Source organism: Cupriavidus sp. NPDC089707, from assembly GCF_044748965.1.
Classification (GTDB): Bacteria; Pseudomonadota; Gammaproteobacteria; order Burkholderiales; family Burkholderiaceae; genus Cupriavidus.
The window spans coordinates 176,976-192,565 of sequence record NZ_JBIVHB010000011.1; the positions used below are offsets into that span (position 1 = coordinate 176,976).

Below are 15,590 nucleotides of genomic sequence, written 5' to 3' on the forward strand. Positions count from 1 at the left end.
CCCATATGAAACCGGAATGGTCGTGCCTGAAAGACGTCACCATTATCGACGCCAGCCAGTTGCTTCCCGGGCCGCACGCCTGCAGCTTGCTGCGGCAACTGGGGGCCGATGTGATCAAGGTGGAGCAGCCCGGCAGCGGCGACTCCATCCGCCAGCTCAGTCCATCGGCGTATGCGCAGTTCAATCGCGGCAAACGCTCCGTGGCGCTCGACCTCAAGACCGACGCCGGCCGCGAGGCCTTCCTTGAACTGGCCCGGAATGCCGACGCCGTGGTGGAAGGCTTCCGCCCGGGGGTCATGAAACGGCTGGGACTCGACTATGCGGCATTGGCCGCCGTCAATCCGGCGATCGTGCTGTGCTCGGTCTCGGGCTTCGGCCAGACCGGACCTTATGCCAGCCATGCCGGACATGACCTCAACTACCTGGCGCTGGCGGGCTACTGGGCGACGCCGGTGCAGGTGCATGACAAGGTCTCGCGCCCGCGTGTGCGGGTGTCGGACTACGCTGCCTCGGGCTATGCCGCGTTGTCGCTCGCCGTGGCCATCATGAGTGCGCGGCAGCACGGATGCGGGCAGCATCTGGACGTGTCAATCCACGACGCCATCCTGTCATGGACCGCCCACGGCGCCTGGGCCGCGCGCGTGCACGAAGCCGCGCCGCAGGAATCGCCGACGGTGATGCCGGAAAACGACCTGTTCGAGACGCGCGACGGGCGGCATCTGGCGATGGGGATTCTGGAGAACAAGTTCTGGATCAACCTGGGCGAGGCGCTGGGGGACGAATCCCCTGCGCTGCGCGATCCGCGATTTGCCACGCGCGCCGGGCGCTACGGGCATAAGCTGGCAGTCAATGACCTGCTTGCGGCAGTGTTCCGGACCCGTGACCTGGCCGAGTGGGAGGCATTCTTCCGGCCGCTGGATATACCGTTTTCGCCCGTGCTTGGGGCGGGGGAATTGTTTGAGGATGCGCATGTGCGGGCGCGGGGGGTGGTGCGGCACCCAGCCGGAGAAGATGGGATTGCGGTGAACTTCCCGGTCAGGTTCTCTTTAGGATTGCCAGAGGGGCAGGACTTTGTGGCCGGCCTTGGAAAGGGAGAGGGTGCTAACGGCCTTAAATGGCATAAGTAACTCTTTTTTCACTTTCATGTGAGCAAAGAGCCACCTAACCCAACGGTTAGAAGAAATTATTCTCAGGCTATAATTATTGGAATCCGATAATTTCCAATAAGTGCGCCATGTCTAACATCTATCGTCGCCCGGACCTTGCGAGCCAAATGTCGCAGCAGTTGCTCCACCCCGGCGTACTGGACGAAGGGCTGCGGTCAGGTTTGTTCCTATCGGGGTTGCGGCGCACAGGAAAAACGACGTTTCTTATCAACGACCTCGTCCCTGCCCTGGAGGCCGAGGGGGCGATCGTCATCTACGTCGATCTCTGGAGCGATACGCAACGCAGCCCTGCGTCCCTCATCCTCGCAGCGGTAAAGAAGACGCTTGCCGAACTGGAGCAGCCGGGCTCCGCCGCCCTCAGGCAGCTCAAGCGAGTGTCGGGTGCCGACATTGGCGCCTTTGGCCTCAAGTTCGGGTTCAAGCTTGAAAGCGTTGGCGAGCCCGGCGGCGCAACGCTGGCCCACGCCCTTGCCGAAGTCGTCGACAAGGCCAGGACCAACGTGGTCCTGATCGTGGACGAGGTCCAGCATGCCATCACCTCCGACGAGGGCAATCGTATGCTGCTGGCGCTCAAGGCCGCCCGCGATGCCGTCAATCCACGCCCCAATACGCCTGGCTACTTCATCTTTGTAGGCACAGGCTCGCACCGGGCGCTGGTTGGCGAACTGACTGCGCGCCGCAACCAGGCCTTTGCAGGCGCCACCTCGATCTCCTATCCCGTACTTGGAGAAGACTACGTCGCCCATCTGCTGGAACGCTTGTCGGCAGAAGGATTCAGCGCGCGTCCATCGCTGGACGTTGCTGTCCAGTCCTTCCGCGCGCTGGGCAACCGGCCGGAAGAGATGATCAAAGCCTTGCGGCAACTGCATTTTCACTTGCCTTCCGGAAGCAACCCGGACGAGCACTTGCCAGTCATTGCCAACACGCTCCGCTCAACTGCTGCCGATCTTGAACTGATGAAGCTCGAACAGCTGGGCGGATTGGCTACCGCAATTTTCGATCGCATTGCGAGCGCCGAGGGTGACGCCCGCGGCCTGTTTTCAGGCGAGTCCGCTGCTGCCTACTCGGCTGCCCTGGGACGAGAAGTCCGTATCGAGGAAGCACAGCCTGTGGTCAACGAGATGATGGCGACGAACCTGATCATGCGCAAAGGGCACGGGGTTTATGGCGTGACGGACCCGTTCGTGCAGGAGATCTGGCTGGAGCGCAAGTCGCTTGAAGGCAAGCTGTAGCGGGAAATTACCTCGCGCTCCAACGCCTTCAGGCGTTCACGCCCCAACGTGGTCACGCCATCGCGCTCGCCGCTCTCGACTTGCTCTTGTTTGACCCACCCAACAGCGTCTAGCTCGTGCAACCGATCATCGGTGCGATGGATTCGACTGCCGCCCACAACGACGGATGCTCGCTGCGCTGCTCTTGAACCAGGCGTACGGCCCGCTCTCGGACCTCGGGGAAAACTTGGTTTGCTTGCCCATGGGCTCCATTCTCTCAAAAATTGGAGCCTCCACTAAACCCGGGGCGGTTCATTACAGGTGGATCCTTATCTCGTATTCGGGTCCCAACTCCGTCCTCAACTGGCCGGCAAGACGAAGGCCTTCCTGCTTGAACTCAGCCTCCGCCTCGGCACTTTCGAATCCCGAGTCCGGCGGATAGTCCATGTTTAAGGTTTCGTCGTACTGGCCTGCCCAACTAGCCAGCCTCGCCTTTAGCTCCTGCGAGATTGGCAATTCGTCAGGATCAATATTGCCGACCTCACCGGGCGAAGCCTCCCACAGCGGGAAGCATTGGTAGTCGGCCATCAGCTTGATCACTCTCATTTCACACGTCCAGCAGGGTTGGCGCCAACGATATAGCCATTACTCCCAACCGTAACTGCAATTCTTTGAGGCTGACCGTTGACAATAGTTTCGTAGATAGGACGACCTGTGCCAGCACCTTGGTACCCCACAATGTTCCCTTCCTGAACAGCTTTCATAATCACGCTCGGTATCTCAGCTTCCGCGACCCCGATGTTTGCGAAATCGCTCGCATGCTCTCCTACAATGTGCTGTAGACCGGCCTTTGCGTTGCCCGTCTCTAGGAAGACGATCTGGCCATTCGGAGTACGGGCGGTAGCAATGACATTCTCTGGCGTAAACTTGACGCCATTTGCGGCCAGCGCGCTCAAGGCTGCGGGGTCAACTGCGGTTGCGCCCTTGGCCGCTGCAAGCTCGCTGATCTTGCCATATGCCGCCGCCCCGACCGGGATAGCGCCCAAGATCGCCGACAGCCACCGATCTGCCGCACCCAGCGACTGACCGCTCAGAGTCTGACCCGTCACCGCCTGGTAGAGCATCGCCGCCGAACCATAGTACGGCAACAGGTTCGACAACGTGTCCGCCAGCTTCAGCGCTTGCTCCGGCGTCAGATTGTTCATCCGCGCCAGCGTCGCCGCCGCCTCAACCTGTCGTACCTGGGTATCGATGCGGTTGAAGTCCTCCTGCGTGCACGACGTGCCGCACTGCGCCATCAGCCGCGCATTTTCGCGTTTAGCAATGCCCCGCGCCGGCCCCTGCGATACCGCGTTGTTCAGCGCTTCGTTTTGCGCCGCCAGCGCGGCCGCCGTGGCATCCTGGCTCAGCGCAATCCCGGCCGCTCCACGGACCAGGGTCGCCAGCCCCACGGTAATGGCCTGACGCACCCTGTCTTCGCTGTAGTTCAGCACCGGGCTGTCCGCGTAGATCGCATCCCGGATCAACGGCGCTGCCAGCGCACTGGCCGCGCCCCCAATCGCCCCGCCCGCGCAATCTCCACCTGTCAGGCTCTGCGCGGCACACCCAAGCAGCGCATGGCTGGCGGCATTGGCCAGGATCGTGCCCGGCGTCGCGTCCAACGACCCAAAGCCCGGCAGCGTCGCGCCGATCGCATTCGCACCAACAGCGGCCACGTCGCGTACGATCCCGTTCGCAAAGGCCTGCCCGAAGCTGCCGCCGTAGGCCGCAGTGGTGATACCAGCGCTGATCACCGAGCGCACCACACTCGCCGCCAGGGCATTGGGCAAACTCGCCTGGACCGCCGCCCAGTTGCCCAAACTGATGTTCGTGCCAATGCTTGTTACGCCTGCATTGGCCAGCCCCATCGCACCCAGGGCACCTTGCGTCAACCCGGCAGTGGCCGCGGAAACCAAACCGGACTTGAGTGCCGCACCGAGGTCGAGCGACCCGGTCGTGATGATCTGGCTCACCATGCTCGACAGCGTGCCGGCAATCAGACCGGACACTGCCATCGACACTGCGGTACCAACCGCCGAGGCCGCAAAGGCCGAGCCCGCCACCGCGCCAACGACAGCAAGACCAGCCCCTGCGGTCACGATGGAAATCGCCACCGCCGCCGCAATGGCGATGATCTGGCCAAAGCCCTTCTTCTCCTTGATGAACTGCGTATGGATGTCGTCGCTGACGCTACCCTCGGTGTAATCCACCCCAAGACTGGCCTTCAGCTGCGCAATCAGCGCATAAGTCGCCTCAACATCCACCGTGCCATCAGCATGCGTGATGCGCAGCGCGTCGTTGACCGCGTGAATGGCATCGGCCTCGATGCTCATGTGCATCGCGCTCATGAACCCGCCCGGCTGCACCACTTTGCCGGTGATCACGTTCCAGCCGCCCTGCACCCGGTACGCCGAGGTGCCAATGTCCGCCACGTTCGGCGCCGCATCGATGCTGCCGGCTTTCACGTTCAACGTGTCGGCCGCCGAGATTACCCCGCTGTTGCGCAGCTGCCCCGCGATGTCCAGGCCGATGTTCTCGCCCGTGATGGTGCCGCCCGTCGGCTTGGTCAGCGCCTGCGCGTAACCCTCGGGCAAGTACACCTGCGGCACCAGCGCGTTGACGGTACCGCATGCCGTGCTGGCCACCGTGTTGCAGCTCGGGTCGGGCACCGCCTGCTGGACGTACCAGAGCATCTAGCGCATCTGACGTGCGCCGTCGCATCGCAGGCCCGCCAGCCCAGGCGCGGCGCGGCTTCGCGGGCGATTGCGCCCAGACGCCCCCCTGCCTGGGCCGCTTGGGCGCCCAGACGCGGTTTTTGGCCGTAAATCCGGTCTTGCTTAAAGAGCGCTGCACACGCGCGTCGCGCGCGGATGGCCCGATTCTAAGCGGCCATGTGACACATCAATTGCAAGATATTGTTAGGGCGCGCGCAGGGCTTGCCTGGAGGAGAGACGGCTGAGCCGGCCATGGCCCGCCGGCTTGAGAGCAGGGATGCCGAGCAGAGAGAGGCTTAGATCAATCGCGAACTCTTCCGCTACCATTACTATGGAAAATTGAAATCTGCATTAGCGAAGGATAGGAGGCGGCATTGAATAGGGAGCAACGAACCCGGGCGAGCAAGTTCCTGGCCTACGTCCTACGTCATGAACCACTATCGATTGGCTTACAGCTTGACACTGAAGGATGGGCCGAAATTGACCGACTGATTGCAGGTGCGGTTAACACAGGGCAATCTCTTGATCGATCTGATCTTCGCGGCATCGTCACGGAGAGCGCGAAGATGCGCTTCGAGATTTCTGATGACGGCAATCGGATTCGAGCAATTCAGGGGCATTCCACATCCCAGGTCAATCGGACCCATATCGAGAAGACACCGCCCGATACGCTTTACCATGGCACGGCGAAGCGTTGCCTCGACGCCATTCTCAAAGATGGACTATTCGCCGGATCGCGCCACCATGTGCATTTGGCAGGGGATGTGCAGAGCGCATTGGCAAACGGCCGCCGATACGGCGAAGCCGTCGTGCTAAGAATCGAATCATTGCGCATGCATCACGATAGGCTCCGATTCTTCCAGGCCGAGAATGGGGTGTGGCTTGTTGACTGTGTGCCGGCGCGATACCTCAAGCTGAACTGATCTCCGCTCTCAATACCACACTGCCTGCAAGTACCTCCAGGATTAGATTCTCTGAGAGGAAAACGATCCTGTAGTGATTAACCTTGCGACTGCCCCCATAGTGTTTTCGCCAGACAAGGGCTGCCTCCGAGTCCGGGTACTCCACCAAGGCTCCCAAGTGGGGGGGAGTTACTTTGCAATCGTGAACCACATCTAACATGTATGGCCCGGGCAACGAGGCCCTGTAGAAAAAACAAGTACCTTCAAACAGCAATTCCTTGTGCTGAACCGCGCCGTCGCTTCCGTCGTATTCAATGGTGACGACGAGATCGAGCCCGCTGTTGGTGAGTGAAACAGCGCTCTCCCCATAGGATGGCAGCCAATCATACGGGTTGAGAACATGGATCCAGCGACCTGCTTTCATCGCATTTTTCCCTTCGGGATATCGGTGCTTCCTGTCGGAGGCAGCTTATTGTTTTGCAATTGCTGCCTTGCCAAGTCGTCAAAAGTGCTTCCTTCCATCCCCGGCACCTTGACACCAGTCTGATTGTTACCGTACCAGCTTGACTTAGGAACGCCAGCTCGGTCAAGTGCGACTGAGGTCCGCGTGTTCAAGATCAGCTTTGTGCCGTTCATATCAACGAAGTCAAGAGGAATCTGACTCGGCGAAATACTCCCATTCCGAATTGCCGAAGCCAAGTCATCAACTGTCGCGATAGGGCGACCAGCGAGTTCCGTGTACCTGGCGGCGCCCTCCGCACTAAACATCTCGTTTGCACGAATAGCCGATTGCGCAAAATTTGCATCGGCTACCGCGCCAAGCGTTCCGGTAGACGACACTTCCATCGCTGCAGCACCAGCACGGACGGCGCGTGCAAGCAAGCCCACTCCGCCAGCAACCGTCATCGCGGCGTCTGCGGCTATCCCCAACATGGCGCGATTCAGATCCCGGCTCGACGAGTTGTCAACCATCGCGATCTGGCGGTCGTACTCAACCAAGCTCGCCTGAGCACTGTCCCGACAAACACCCTGGCAACCTGGGTTGTCCAGCAAGGCTTGCACCTCCGCGCGTTCGCTCTGGAGATTCAGCCCAAGGATGATGCGCTGGTTCGGATCCGAAACCTTCCGCACAAAGTCGCTCGACTGCGCGTTGCTCTTCAGGCGGTACTCCGCCGCAATTGCGGCCTCACACATCGGATTGCCACCGCACTCGGCCAGCCTCTTGCTCTTTTCCGAGATCAGCTTTGCCGACAGCGCATTGTTGAGCGATTCATTCTGCGCTGCGTATGCCGCGGAAGTCGCGTTCGTGCCCAGCAACGCACCGGCCGTCCCACCGATCAGCGTCGCCAGCGCTACCGTGGTGGCGTTGTAGCCGGTGTTCTCGTACTTAGTGGTCTGCGTACCGTCCGGGTTGTTCACCACCGTCTGGCTGCCATCGTAGAGGCCATCGCGGATCAGCGGCGCCGCCAGCGCGCTGGCCGCCCCACCAATCGCACCACCGGCACAATCCCCACCGGTCAGGCTCTGCGCCGCGCAGCCCAGTAGCGCATGCGCCGTAGCGTTGGCCACAATGGTTCCGGTATCCGCCCCGTAACTGCCGATGCCGGGCAGCCTCACGCCAATCGCATTGGCACCGAGCGCCGCCGCATCCCGCACCAGCCCGCCGGCAAAGGCCTTGCCGAAGCTGCCGCCATAGGCGACCGTGTTCACGCTGGCGCTGATCGCCGAGCGCACCACGCTCGCCTCAATAAACGGCCCAAGCTGGAGTTGCGCCCAGTTACCCTTGGCGATGTTGTCGCCAATGCTGCTGATACCGACCTTGTCCAGGCCCATTGCGCCAAGCGCACCTTGCGTCAAACCTGCTGTTACCCCGGACACGACGCCCGCCTTGAGCGCGGCGCCCATGTTCAGTGAGCCGGTCGTGATCAGCTGGCCCGCCATGCTCGACAGCGTGCCGGCGATTAGGCCAGACACCGCCATCGACATCGCCGCACCAATGCCTGCAGAGGCAAATGCTGCCCCGGCTGTAGCTGCAACGCCCATTGCCGCACTGTAGGCCGCACCAACAATCGCCGCCCCCGCTCCTGCCGTCACGATGGAGATCGCAATTGCGGCCACGATCGCCACGACCTGTCCCAGTGGCCCGAAGCCCTTCTTCTCCTTGATGAACTGCGTGTGGATGTCGTCGGCCACGGTCCCCGCGGTGTACTGCACCCCGAGGTTGTCCTTGAGCTGATTCACGAAGGCGAGCGTCGCCGCCTCGTCCACCATGCCGTCCGCGTTGCGGATCAGGAACGCATCGTTGACCGCATGGATGGCATCGGCCTCGATGTTCATGTGCATCGCGCTCATGAACCCGCCCGGCTGCACCACCGTGCCGGTGATCACGTTCCAGCCGCCCTGCACGCGGTACGCCGAGGTGCCAATGTCCACCACGTTCGGCGCCGCATCGATGCTGCCCGCCTTCACGTTGAGCGTATCGGCCGCCGAGACCACGCCGCTGTTGCGCAACTGCCCCGCGATGTCCAGGCTGATGTTCTCGCCCGTGATGGTGCCGCCCGTCGGCTTGGTCAGCGCCTGCGCGTAACCCTCGGGCAAGTACACCTGCGGCACCAGCGCGTTGACGCTCGGGCAAGCCGTGCTCGCCACCGTGTTGCAACTCGGGTCTGGTACCGCCTGCTGGACGTACCACAGCATCGGCGCGTCCAGCGCCTTCACCTGCTCCGGCGTCAGCGCCGTGCCCAGCGCAAGGTTGTTTTCCTTCGCGTAATCCGCCGCATTCCGGTACAGGATCAGCTTTTCCTGATCCGTGACCGAAAGCTGGTATTGGCTGTCGTAGGCCAGGCCATTGATAAAGCTGGCTTGCCCCGTCTGCTGGAGCGCGGCCTGCTGCAGCTTCTGCGATTCGGTGTACGGGTCGTAGTAGAACGTCACGCTGCCCGGGCGCAGGTCCGCCGGCAACTGCGACAGCAAGTCGTCCGGCGTCACGCCGGCCAGCACCGAGGTGGCCGTCGAACCCGTCAGGTATCGGGTGCGATCGTCGTTGGCGCTCGGGCCTGTCACGGGGGTGCCGCCCAGGTTGGCCGTGAAGTGCCAATCGACGCTCTGCCCGCCGCCTGCCGTTGGGGCGGACGGCGTCGCCACGATCACCGGACTGAACTGCCACGGCTGGGTCAGGTCGACGGCCGGCGTGGCGGGCGGCAGTGTGCCGCCCGGTGCCTGGGACGGGCCCAGCGGTATCACTTGCCGGGGTTCGGTTGCCGGCGGCGTGGGCTGATTCGGCCTGGTATAGCCGTTCACCAGCGCCGCGCCGGCGAGGTCCACCTGGCCGCCCATCAGGTTGCCGGTGTTGATGATCTGGCCGCCCGAGGTCACCGACAGCACATTGCCGACCTGGACGCCCGACTCCAGGCTGCCCAACACCGCCGTACCGGACGTGGTGTGCCGCTTGTCGGAACTGAACGACCCCGTCTTCTCCACCCACAGACCGGACCAGTCCGCGTTCAGCGCAAGACTGCTGTTGTCGACCGCCCCGGCCATGGCGACCGTCACGTTGCGCCCACCGGTGATCAGGGCGCCGTGATTGGTCAGCGTGGTCCCGGACAGGTTGACGTCGCGCGCCGCCAAAATCACGCCGGCTGGCCCCGCTGCCGTGGTCTCGTCCGCTGCGCACTGGCTTTCCTTGTAACTACCGCCCGGATTGCAGCCGCCGGCATAGCTCGGGTTCAGGCTGCCGTAGCTCTTGTGCAGCGTGACCGGGTCCATGGTCTTGTTGACCAGGGTCGGCGCGCCGATCGACACGTCGCCGTTCAGCGACTGGATGACCCCGGACTCGTTGGTGACACGGCTGGTCGCCGTCAGGCTCACATCGCCTTGCGCGGCGAGCGTGCCATTCAGGTTCTGGATGGTGGACGCCTGAACCGTCAGCGACTGGCCCGCCGCTACCGTGTTTGGCGTCTGTTGCCAGGAGAGTGAGTCCACGCGTGCGGTACCGCGCTCGTAACAGCTCTGGGAGCCCTCCACACAGCCCGCCGTGCTGGTGACCCCGGCGTCGTAGAACCCCTGGTTGGTGAAGGTGCCCGGCGTGGCGATGTGGATATGGCCGGCCGCCGCCAGATCCGATATCCCCCAGCTCGGCAAGACCGGCCAGATCACGGCCGACGGCAACCTGAAACTGACCGGCACTGGGGGGATTTCGGCGCCCTTCGTTGGGCAATTTCTGAGGTGCTGGCATGCGCGACTCCTGCACGCCTGCCGCGCTAAGACTGGCAGTACTTCTATCTTGCATCGCCTCCACTTTCAAGACTCAGCGATTTCCTAGGGAACCGCGTTCCTGCAAGCTTCGCTTTCCCAACAGGAGGAATGCGACAACTCTTATCGCCTTGATGGCTCATCCAGGAAATACTGGCTTCGTCATCGGATTACCGGTGACCGGGCTTGGAAACCCCGAGCAACAAAGGTGAACAGACGTTGTCCGTCCAACGGGCAACGTCTGTGTACTCGCACGAACCTGTTGGTTCCATGGCGGGTCGAGCGCGGCAGCCGCAAGGCTGGGCCGGTTTCTCACCTCTGACCGGCGTTTCCAACCTCGCTGTCTGACCCGCCGCCCTCACCTTGTAGACGAGTGGCGAGCATTCACTTAGTGAGGAGTGATTACATGTCGATCGAACCTACCCAAACCAATATCTGCCTGCATCAGATCCGCGCTGGCATTGAAGGTGTGCTCGCGCTATTGGAGCAACTGAGCGTACGTTCAGAGGAGTGCTTCAGCGCGCTGTGCCTGCTTGGCATGGTGCAGGCGAAGCTGGCCGAGTTGATGGACGCGGACCCGCTAGCAGCGTAGCGGCGCGTGCGTTGGCGGCGCTTCGGCATCCGCCAACGCCTAACCTCACGCTTGATGTCAACAACATGAACACGACGAGTGCAATCCCCGAAAGCCAGGCAAATACTGCAACAGATTCAACGGGGTATCGGCCAGCTTCAGCGCCTGCTCCGGTGCCAGATTGTTCATCCGCGCCAGCGTCGCCGCCGCCTCCCCTGTCGCACCTGGGTATCGATGCGGTTGAAGTCCTCCTGCGTGCACGACGTGCCGCACTGCGCCATCAGCCCCGCATTTTCGCGATTAGCAATACCCCGCGCCGGCCCCTGCGATACCGCGTTGTTCAATGCCTCGTCCTGCGCAGCCGCCGTAGCATCCTGGCCTAGCGCAATGCCAGCTGTACCGCCGACCAGCGTCGCCAGCCCCACCGTGATGGCCTGACACACCCTGTCGTCGCTGTAGTTCAGCACCGGCTGTCCGCGTAGATCGCCTCCCGGACCAGCGGCGCCGCCAGCGCACTGGCCGCTTCACCAATCGCACCGCCCGCGCAATTTCCACCTGTCAGGCTCTGCGACGCGCGGCCCAGTAGCGTTACCTGTCTGCTGCTGTGCGCGGCTTTACGTAGTTTGACGAACCTGCATAACGATCGTTAGGGGCGCACCACGGTCCCCCAGCGTCGTAAAACGGCATCTTCTTCTCCCGCTTCTCGAACGGATGCACAATTGGCTTCCCAGTGGTGATATCGAACACTGCAACGGAACAGCCATTCTCTTGGCCCATACTGACAAGGTACTGGCCATTCGGGATTGTCTTAAACGTGACCACAGAGCCACAGGTCTCGAGGTACTGACCATTGAGACGCGTGTAGGAATATCCAACGCTCTGGTATGCCTTCTGCGGGATGTGAAAAGTCTCGTGCTGAAAACCCGCGCGAGCTGGTACCAAGTCCGCCCAACCGAAGCAATCGAAATCGTCCTCGAACCGGAATGCGTTGAACTTCGTTGTGGGCGTTCGATTTTCAATGGACACCTTAGCAACTGCGGTATCTGCCGTCTTCAAATCTGGCTTGGTTGCGCATGCCGGAAGCATGATAGTCGCAACAGCAAGCGGTAAATAGAGTAGTTTCATATCGCGGGAACTAAGTAATCAAACCGTTGAGCAAGTTTTGCGTGGGCAACAAGACTCGTCGTTAGCTTCGGCGGCTTCAGGCCGCCGCGGCAATCGGTTAGTTGAGGGAAAGCCTGCTTCGTGGAAGTCTCTGAGGTTGATAACTACCTGAGCGAAGACCTTCTCGGCGTTAGACGCCACAAGGCTCACAGGTCATCAACGCTCCGACGCGGGCATGGCAAGCGGCTTTTTGCCCAAGAAGCGGCTTTCTGGTCGGCAACAATGTGGCTGATCAGGCTAACCCTAGGGTTTCTGACAGATCTCGAACAAACGCCTCTCTACCCCCGTAATCGCTCGCTATTTCGCCGAACCAGGTACTCAGAGCACGCCGTTCGTCCTCCGACATCGACTGGAGTTCGGCAGCAAGCTGCTCCATAGCTTGCATCGAAGCATCGGGATCCAGTACGTCCTCGTCAGCGAACTCGAGGAAAACGGCGAAATCGGCTATTGCCTTTGCAATGTGCCTATTGAACATTTGGCACCACCTTGACCTTGATATTGGTAATCCCTAAATCGGTGAACATCTTCTGCGCACGCGCTGCTTGCTGCTCTGTCGGGACTTCCCAGCGCCCTGTCATGCCGTTCTGAGCCAACACTTCGGATTGGCGCAAAGCCTGATCCTTCGCCTTGTCCGTCGTGACTACAGAGATTTTCCTATCCACCATCACATCACCGTCGACACCATCGAATTTCACCAGTCGAGTCGATCCATCTGGCATGGTCCGTTCGAGCGCAGGTGCTTGACCTGTTTGGGTTGAGGGATTTGAGCGCGCCCCGGTCGCAGAATCATTGTAATCGCGTGCCTTTTGACTCATGCCAGCATTCTCGTCCACCCAGTGAACCTTGTTTGCGGCAACGTTGCCTATGGAACCATCGCCGTTTGTCGGAGCGCGTGGTCCCCGCGAACTACCGCCCCCATCCGAATCGATCCCTGTCGCGCCCCTGATCGCCCCGAACAACGCAATGTTACCGACGATTGCCTTCGCCACGAATGCATCGACGGGGTTCGCAAGATCGCTCACGCCTTGCTGATACCGCTGCAGAGCACCATCGAGCTGGGTCGCCGTGTAGCCGTTGCCTTGGGACTGGCTGAGCCGTCCCAAGTAGTCCCGGGCCGCTACATTGGCATCCTGGTGTGCGATCGCCTGACCGTAGGCCTGCTGGTAAAGACCACGCTCCTGCTGCCGCGCCGACACGCAATCCGCGTTACCGCCGCACATCCCGGCAATCTTGTCATCGCTTAGCGCGCCGATTTGGCCTTCCAGGAATGCAGCATTGGAACGGCATGACACGGGATCAACACATTCTCCCAGTGCCTTCACGTTCGCCTGGAAGCGTGGATCCTTGACGTTCTGCCACCTGCCCGTTGTGTTGTTCAGCGCCTCGTTCTGCGCTGCCAGCGCCGCCGAGGTCGCGTCGTGGCCCAGCGCAATCCCGGCCGCTCCACCGACCAGTGTCGCCAGCCCCACGGTAATGGCCTGACGCACCCTGTCTTCGCTGTAGTTCAGCACCGGGCTGTCCGCGTAAATCGCATCCCGGATCAACGGCGCTGCCAGCGCACTGGCCGCGCCCCCAATCGCCCCGCCCGCGCAATCTCCACCTGTCAGGCTCTGCGCGGCACACCCAAGCAGCGCATGGCTGGCGGCATTGGCCAGAATCGTGCCCGGCGTCGCGTCCAACGACCCAAAGCCCGGCAGCGTCGCGCCGATCGCATTCGCGCCAACGGCGGCCACGTCTCGCACGATTCCGTTCGCAAAGGCCCGTCCGAAGCTGCCGCCGTAGGCGGCAGTGGTGATCCCGGCGCTGATCACCGAGCGCACCACGCTCGCCGCCAGGGCATTGGGCAAACTCGCCTGGACCGCCGCCCAGTTGCCCACACTGATGTTCGTGCCGATGCTCGATACGCCGGCATTGGCCAGGCCCATCGCACCCAGGGCACCCTGCGTCAAGCCGGCAGTGGCCGCCGAGACCAGCCCGGACTTGAGTGCCGCGCCGAGGTCGAGCGACCCGGTCGTGATGATCTGGCCCACCATGCTCGACAGCGTGCCGGCGATCAGTCCGGACACCGCCATCGACACCGCGGTACCAACCGCCGAGGCCGCAAAGGCCGAGCCCGCCACCGCGCCTACGACAGTGAGACCGGCTCCCGCGGTGACGATGGAAATCGCCACCGCCGCCGCAATGGCGATGATCTGGCCGATCGGGCCAAAGCCCTTCTTCTCCTTGATGAACTGCGTATGGATGTCGTCGCTGAGCGTGCCCTCGGTGTAGCTCTCCCCGAGACTGGCCTTCAGCTGCGCGATCAGCGCATTGGTCGCCTCAACATCCACCGTGCCATCGGCACGCGTGATGCGCAGCGCGTCGTTGACCGCGTGAACGGCATCGGCCTCGATGTTCATGTGCATTGCGCTCATGAACCCGCCTGGCTGCACCACCGTGCCGGTCACCTCGTTCCAGCCGCCGGACACGCGGTACGCCGACTTGCCGATGTCCACCACGTTCGGCGCCGCGTCGATGCTGTCCGCCTTCACGTTCAGCGTGTCGGCCGCTGAGATCACCCCGCTGTTGCGCAGCTGGCCCGCAATATCCAGGCTGATGTTCTCGCCCGTGATGGTGCCGCCCGTCCGGCAAGTAGACCTGCGGCACCAGCGCGCTCACGCTCGGGCAAGCCGTGCTCACTACCGTGTTGCAGCTCGGGTCGGGCACCGCCTGCTCGACGTACCAGAGCATCTAGCGCACCTGACGTGCGCCGTCGCATCGCAGGCCCGCCAGCCCAGGCGCGGCGCGGCTTCGCGGGCGATAGCGCCCAGACGCACCCCTGCCTGGGCCGCTTGGGCGCCCAGACGCGGCTTTTGGCTGTAAATCTGTAAATCCAGTTTTGCTTAAAGAGCGCTGCGCGCGCGACTCGCGCGCGGATGGCCTGACTCTAAGCGGCCATGTGACCCATCAATTGCAAGATATTGTCAGGGCTTTCCTGGAGGGACGGCTGAGAGGGAGAAGAGAGGGGGAAGGAAGGAGTGGCAGCGCCCACGGGGGCGCTTAGCGGTAGACCTCGCACCGGTTGCCCCTGGTGCAGCACCGTGACCGTGATGCGGGCATCTTCGATCTGGAAGATCAGGCGCCAGTCGCCCACGCGGTATTTCCAGAAGTCCTCCAGTCCACTGCCCTCGTGGGCTTCGCCGACGGCGCGCGGGTCCTCCAGCACCGCGATGTGCTCGCGCAGGAAGGCCACGATGCGCCGAGCCACCGCGCGATCCCGCTTGGCAAGCTGCTTTTGGCTTGAGCGACACATTGCTCTCTTGTGCGGCGCTGCTTTGCTTGTCCCACCGGAAAAGTTGTTATGAAGCGTAGACTGCGCCGGCGCCAAGGAAGGCTGCAGCGAAGCGCTGAACCCTTGGTTCCGAGTCGCATCAGATGAGCTATGCGCCTGGCGACGACCATGAACAGCCGCCAAAGCGCGCAAGGCGTTCGGCCGACGGCACCCCTGCGCGATTTCCTCCGCTATAAAATTTTCTCCACTTTCCCTCGACCAACTAGCCTATCAAGCTCAAGAACATCAAATGAATCACCTA

General features: G+C 62.1%; 13 protein-coding genes and 1 pseudogene. 4 read left to right on the plus strand and 10 right to left on the minus strand.

The genetic code is table 11. From position 1 onward, the window contains the following. Positions 1 to 5 precede the first annotated feature (5 nt). Together ACIP1U_RS19350 and ACIP1U_RS19355 are read left to right on the plus strand one after the other, a co-directional pair. The gene (locus tag ACIP1U_RS19350) at positions 6 to 1,127 is read left to right on the plus strand and encodes a CaiB/BaiF CoA transferase family protein (protein ID WP_400317974.1); all 1,122 of its coding nucleotides are present in this window, start codon (positions 6 to 8) and stop codon (positions 1,125 to 1,127) included. A 107-nt stretch (positions 1,128 to 1,234) separates the two neighbouring features. Next, the gene (locus tag ACIP1U_RS19355) at positions 1,235 to 2,398 is read left to right on the plus strand and encodes an AAA family ATPase (RefSeq protein ID WP_400317977.1); all 1,164 of its coding nucleotides are present in this window, start codon (positions 1,235 to 1,237) and stop codon (positions 2,396 to 2,398) included. A gap of 8 nt (positions 2,399 to 2,406) precedes the next feature. Here ACIP1U_RS19355 and ACIP1U_RS19360 read toward each other — a convergent pair. From ACIP1U_RS19360 to ACIP1U_RS19370, 3 genes and pseudogenes are all read right to left on the minus strand, one after another. Then, positions 2,407 to 2,591, minus strand: a pseudogene (locus ACIP1U_RS19360) (IS3 family transposase); the annotation flags it as partial. Between the two features lie 101 nt (positions 2,592 to 2,692). Beyond that, positions 2,693 to 2,983, minus strand: a complete 291-nt coding sequence (locus tag ACIP1U_RS19365) for a hypothetical protein (RefSeq protein ID WP_400317980.1) — start codon at positions 2,981 to 2,983, stop codon at positions 2,693 to 2,695. Then, positions 2,980 to 5,109 (minus strand): DUF637 domain-containing protein, encoded by a 2,130-nt coding sequence (locus ACIP1U_RS19370; protein ID WP_400317982.1) that lies wholly within the window; start codon positions 5,107 to 5,109, stop codon positions 2,980 to 2,982. The genes ACIP1U_RS19365 and ACIP1U_RS19370 overlap by 4 nt, the downstream gene beginning before the upstream one ends. 395 nt (positions 5,110 to 5,504) lie before the next feature. On the opposite strand from ACIP1U_RS19370, the gene ACIP1U_RS19375 reads away from it, so the two are divergent. After that, a complete protein-coding gene (locus ACIP1U_RS19375) occupies positions 5,505 to 6,053 on the plus strand; it encodes an RNA 2'-phosphotransferase (RefSeq protein WP_400317985.1) in 549 nt (182 codons plus the stop codon). Here the strand turns inward: ACIP1U_RS19375 and ACIP1U_RS19380 are convergent. Continuing rightward, positions 6,040 to 6,456, minus strand: coding sequence for a hypothetical protein (locus ACIP1U_RS19380; protein ID WP_400317988.1), 417 nt, complete (start codon positions 6,454 to 6,456; stop codon positions 6,040 to 6,042). The two genes, ACIP1U_RS19375 and ACIP1U_RS19380, sit on opposite strands and share 14 nt — an antisense overlap. Then, the gene (locus ACIP1U_RS19385) at positions 6,453 to 10,217 is read right to left on the minus strand and encodes a DUF637 domain-containing protein (protein ID WP_400317991.1); all 3,765 of its coding nucleotides are present in this window, start codon (positions 10,215 to 10,217) and stop codon (positions 6,453 to 6,455) included. The genes ACIP1U_RS19380 and ACIP1U_RS19385 overlap by 4 nt, the downstream gene beginning before the upstream one ends. Positions 10,218 to 10,689: 472 nt before the next feature. Between ACIP1U_RS19385 and ACIP1U_RS19390 the strand changes: the two genes are divergently transcribed. After that, positions 10,690 to 10,875: a hypothetical protein gene (locus ACIP1U_RS19390; RefSeq protein WP_400317993.1), complete on the plus strand. Its 186-nt coding sequence runs from the start codon at positions 10,690 to 10,692 to the stop codon at positions 10,873 to 10,875. Positions 10,876 to 11,039: 164 nt separating this feature from the next. On the opposite strand, the gene ACIP1U_RS19395 is transcribed toward ACIP1U_RS19390, so the two are convergent. The 5 genes from ACIP1U_RS19395 to ACIP1U_RS19415 all read right to left on the minus strand — a co-directional run bounded on the left by ACIP1U_RS19395 (position 11,040) and on the right by ACIP1U_RS19415 (position 15,310). Continuing rightward, entirely contained in the window at positions 11,040 to 11,321 is a 282-nt protein-coding gene (locus ACIP1U_RS19395; RefSeq protein WP_400317996.1) for a hypothetical protein, read from the minus strand. A gap of 121 nt (positions 11,322 to 11,442) precedes the next feature. Then, a complete protein-coding gene (locus tag ACIP1U_RS19400; protein WP_400317998.1) occupies positions 11,443 to 11,979 on the minus strand; it encodes a hypothetical protein in 537 nt (178 codons plus the stop codon). A 271-nt stretch (positions 11,980 to 12,250) separates the two neighbouring features. Continuing rightward, complete coding sequence (locus tag ACIP1U_RS19405; RefSeq protein ID WP_400318001.1) at positions 12,251 to 12,493, minus strand: hypothetical protein; 243 nt, start codon at positions 12,491 to 12,493, stop codon at positions 12,251 to 12,253. Then, a complete protein-coding gene (locus tag ACIP1U_RS19410; protein ID WP_400318004.1) occupies positions 12,483 to 14,576 on the minus strand; it encodes a DUF637 domain-containing protein in 2,094 nt (697 codons plus the stop codon). The genes ACIP1U_RS19405 and ACIP1U_RS19410 overlap by 11 nt, the downstream gene beginning before the upstream one ends. 368 nt (positions 14,577 to 14,944) lie before the next feature. Then, positions 14,945 to 15,310: a type II toxin-antitoxin system RelE/ParE family toxin gene (locus ACIP1U_RS19415; RefSeq protein WP_400318007.1), complete on the minus strand. Its 366-nt coding sequence runs from the start codon at positions 15,308 to 15,310 to the stop codon at positions 14,945 to 14,947. Between the last annotated feature and the right edge of the window lie 280 nt (positions 15,311 to 15,590).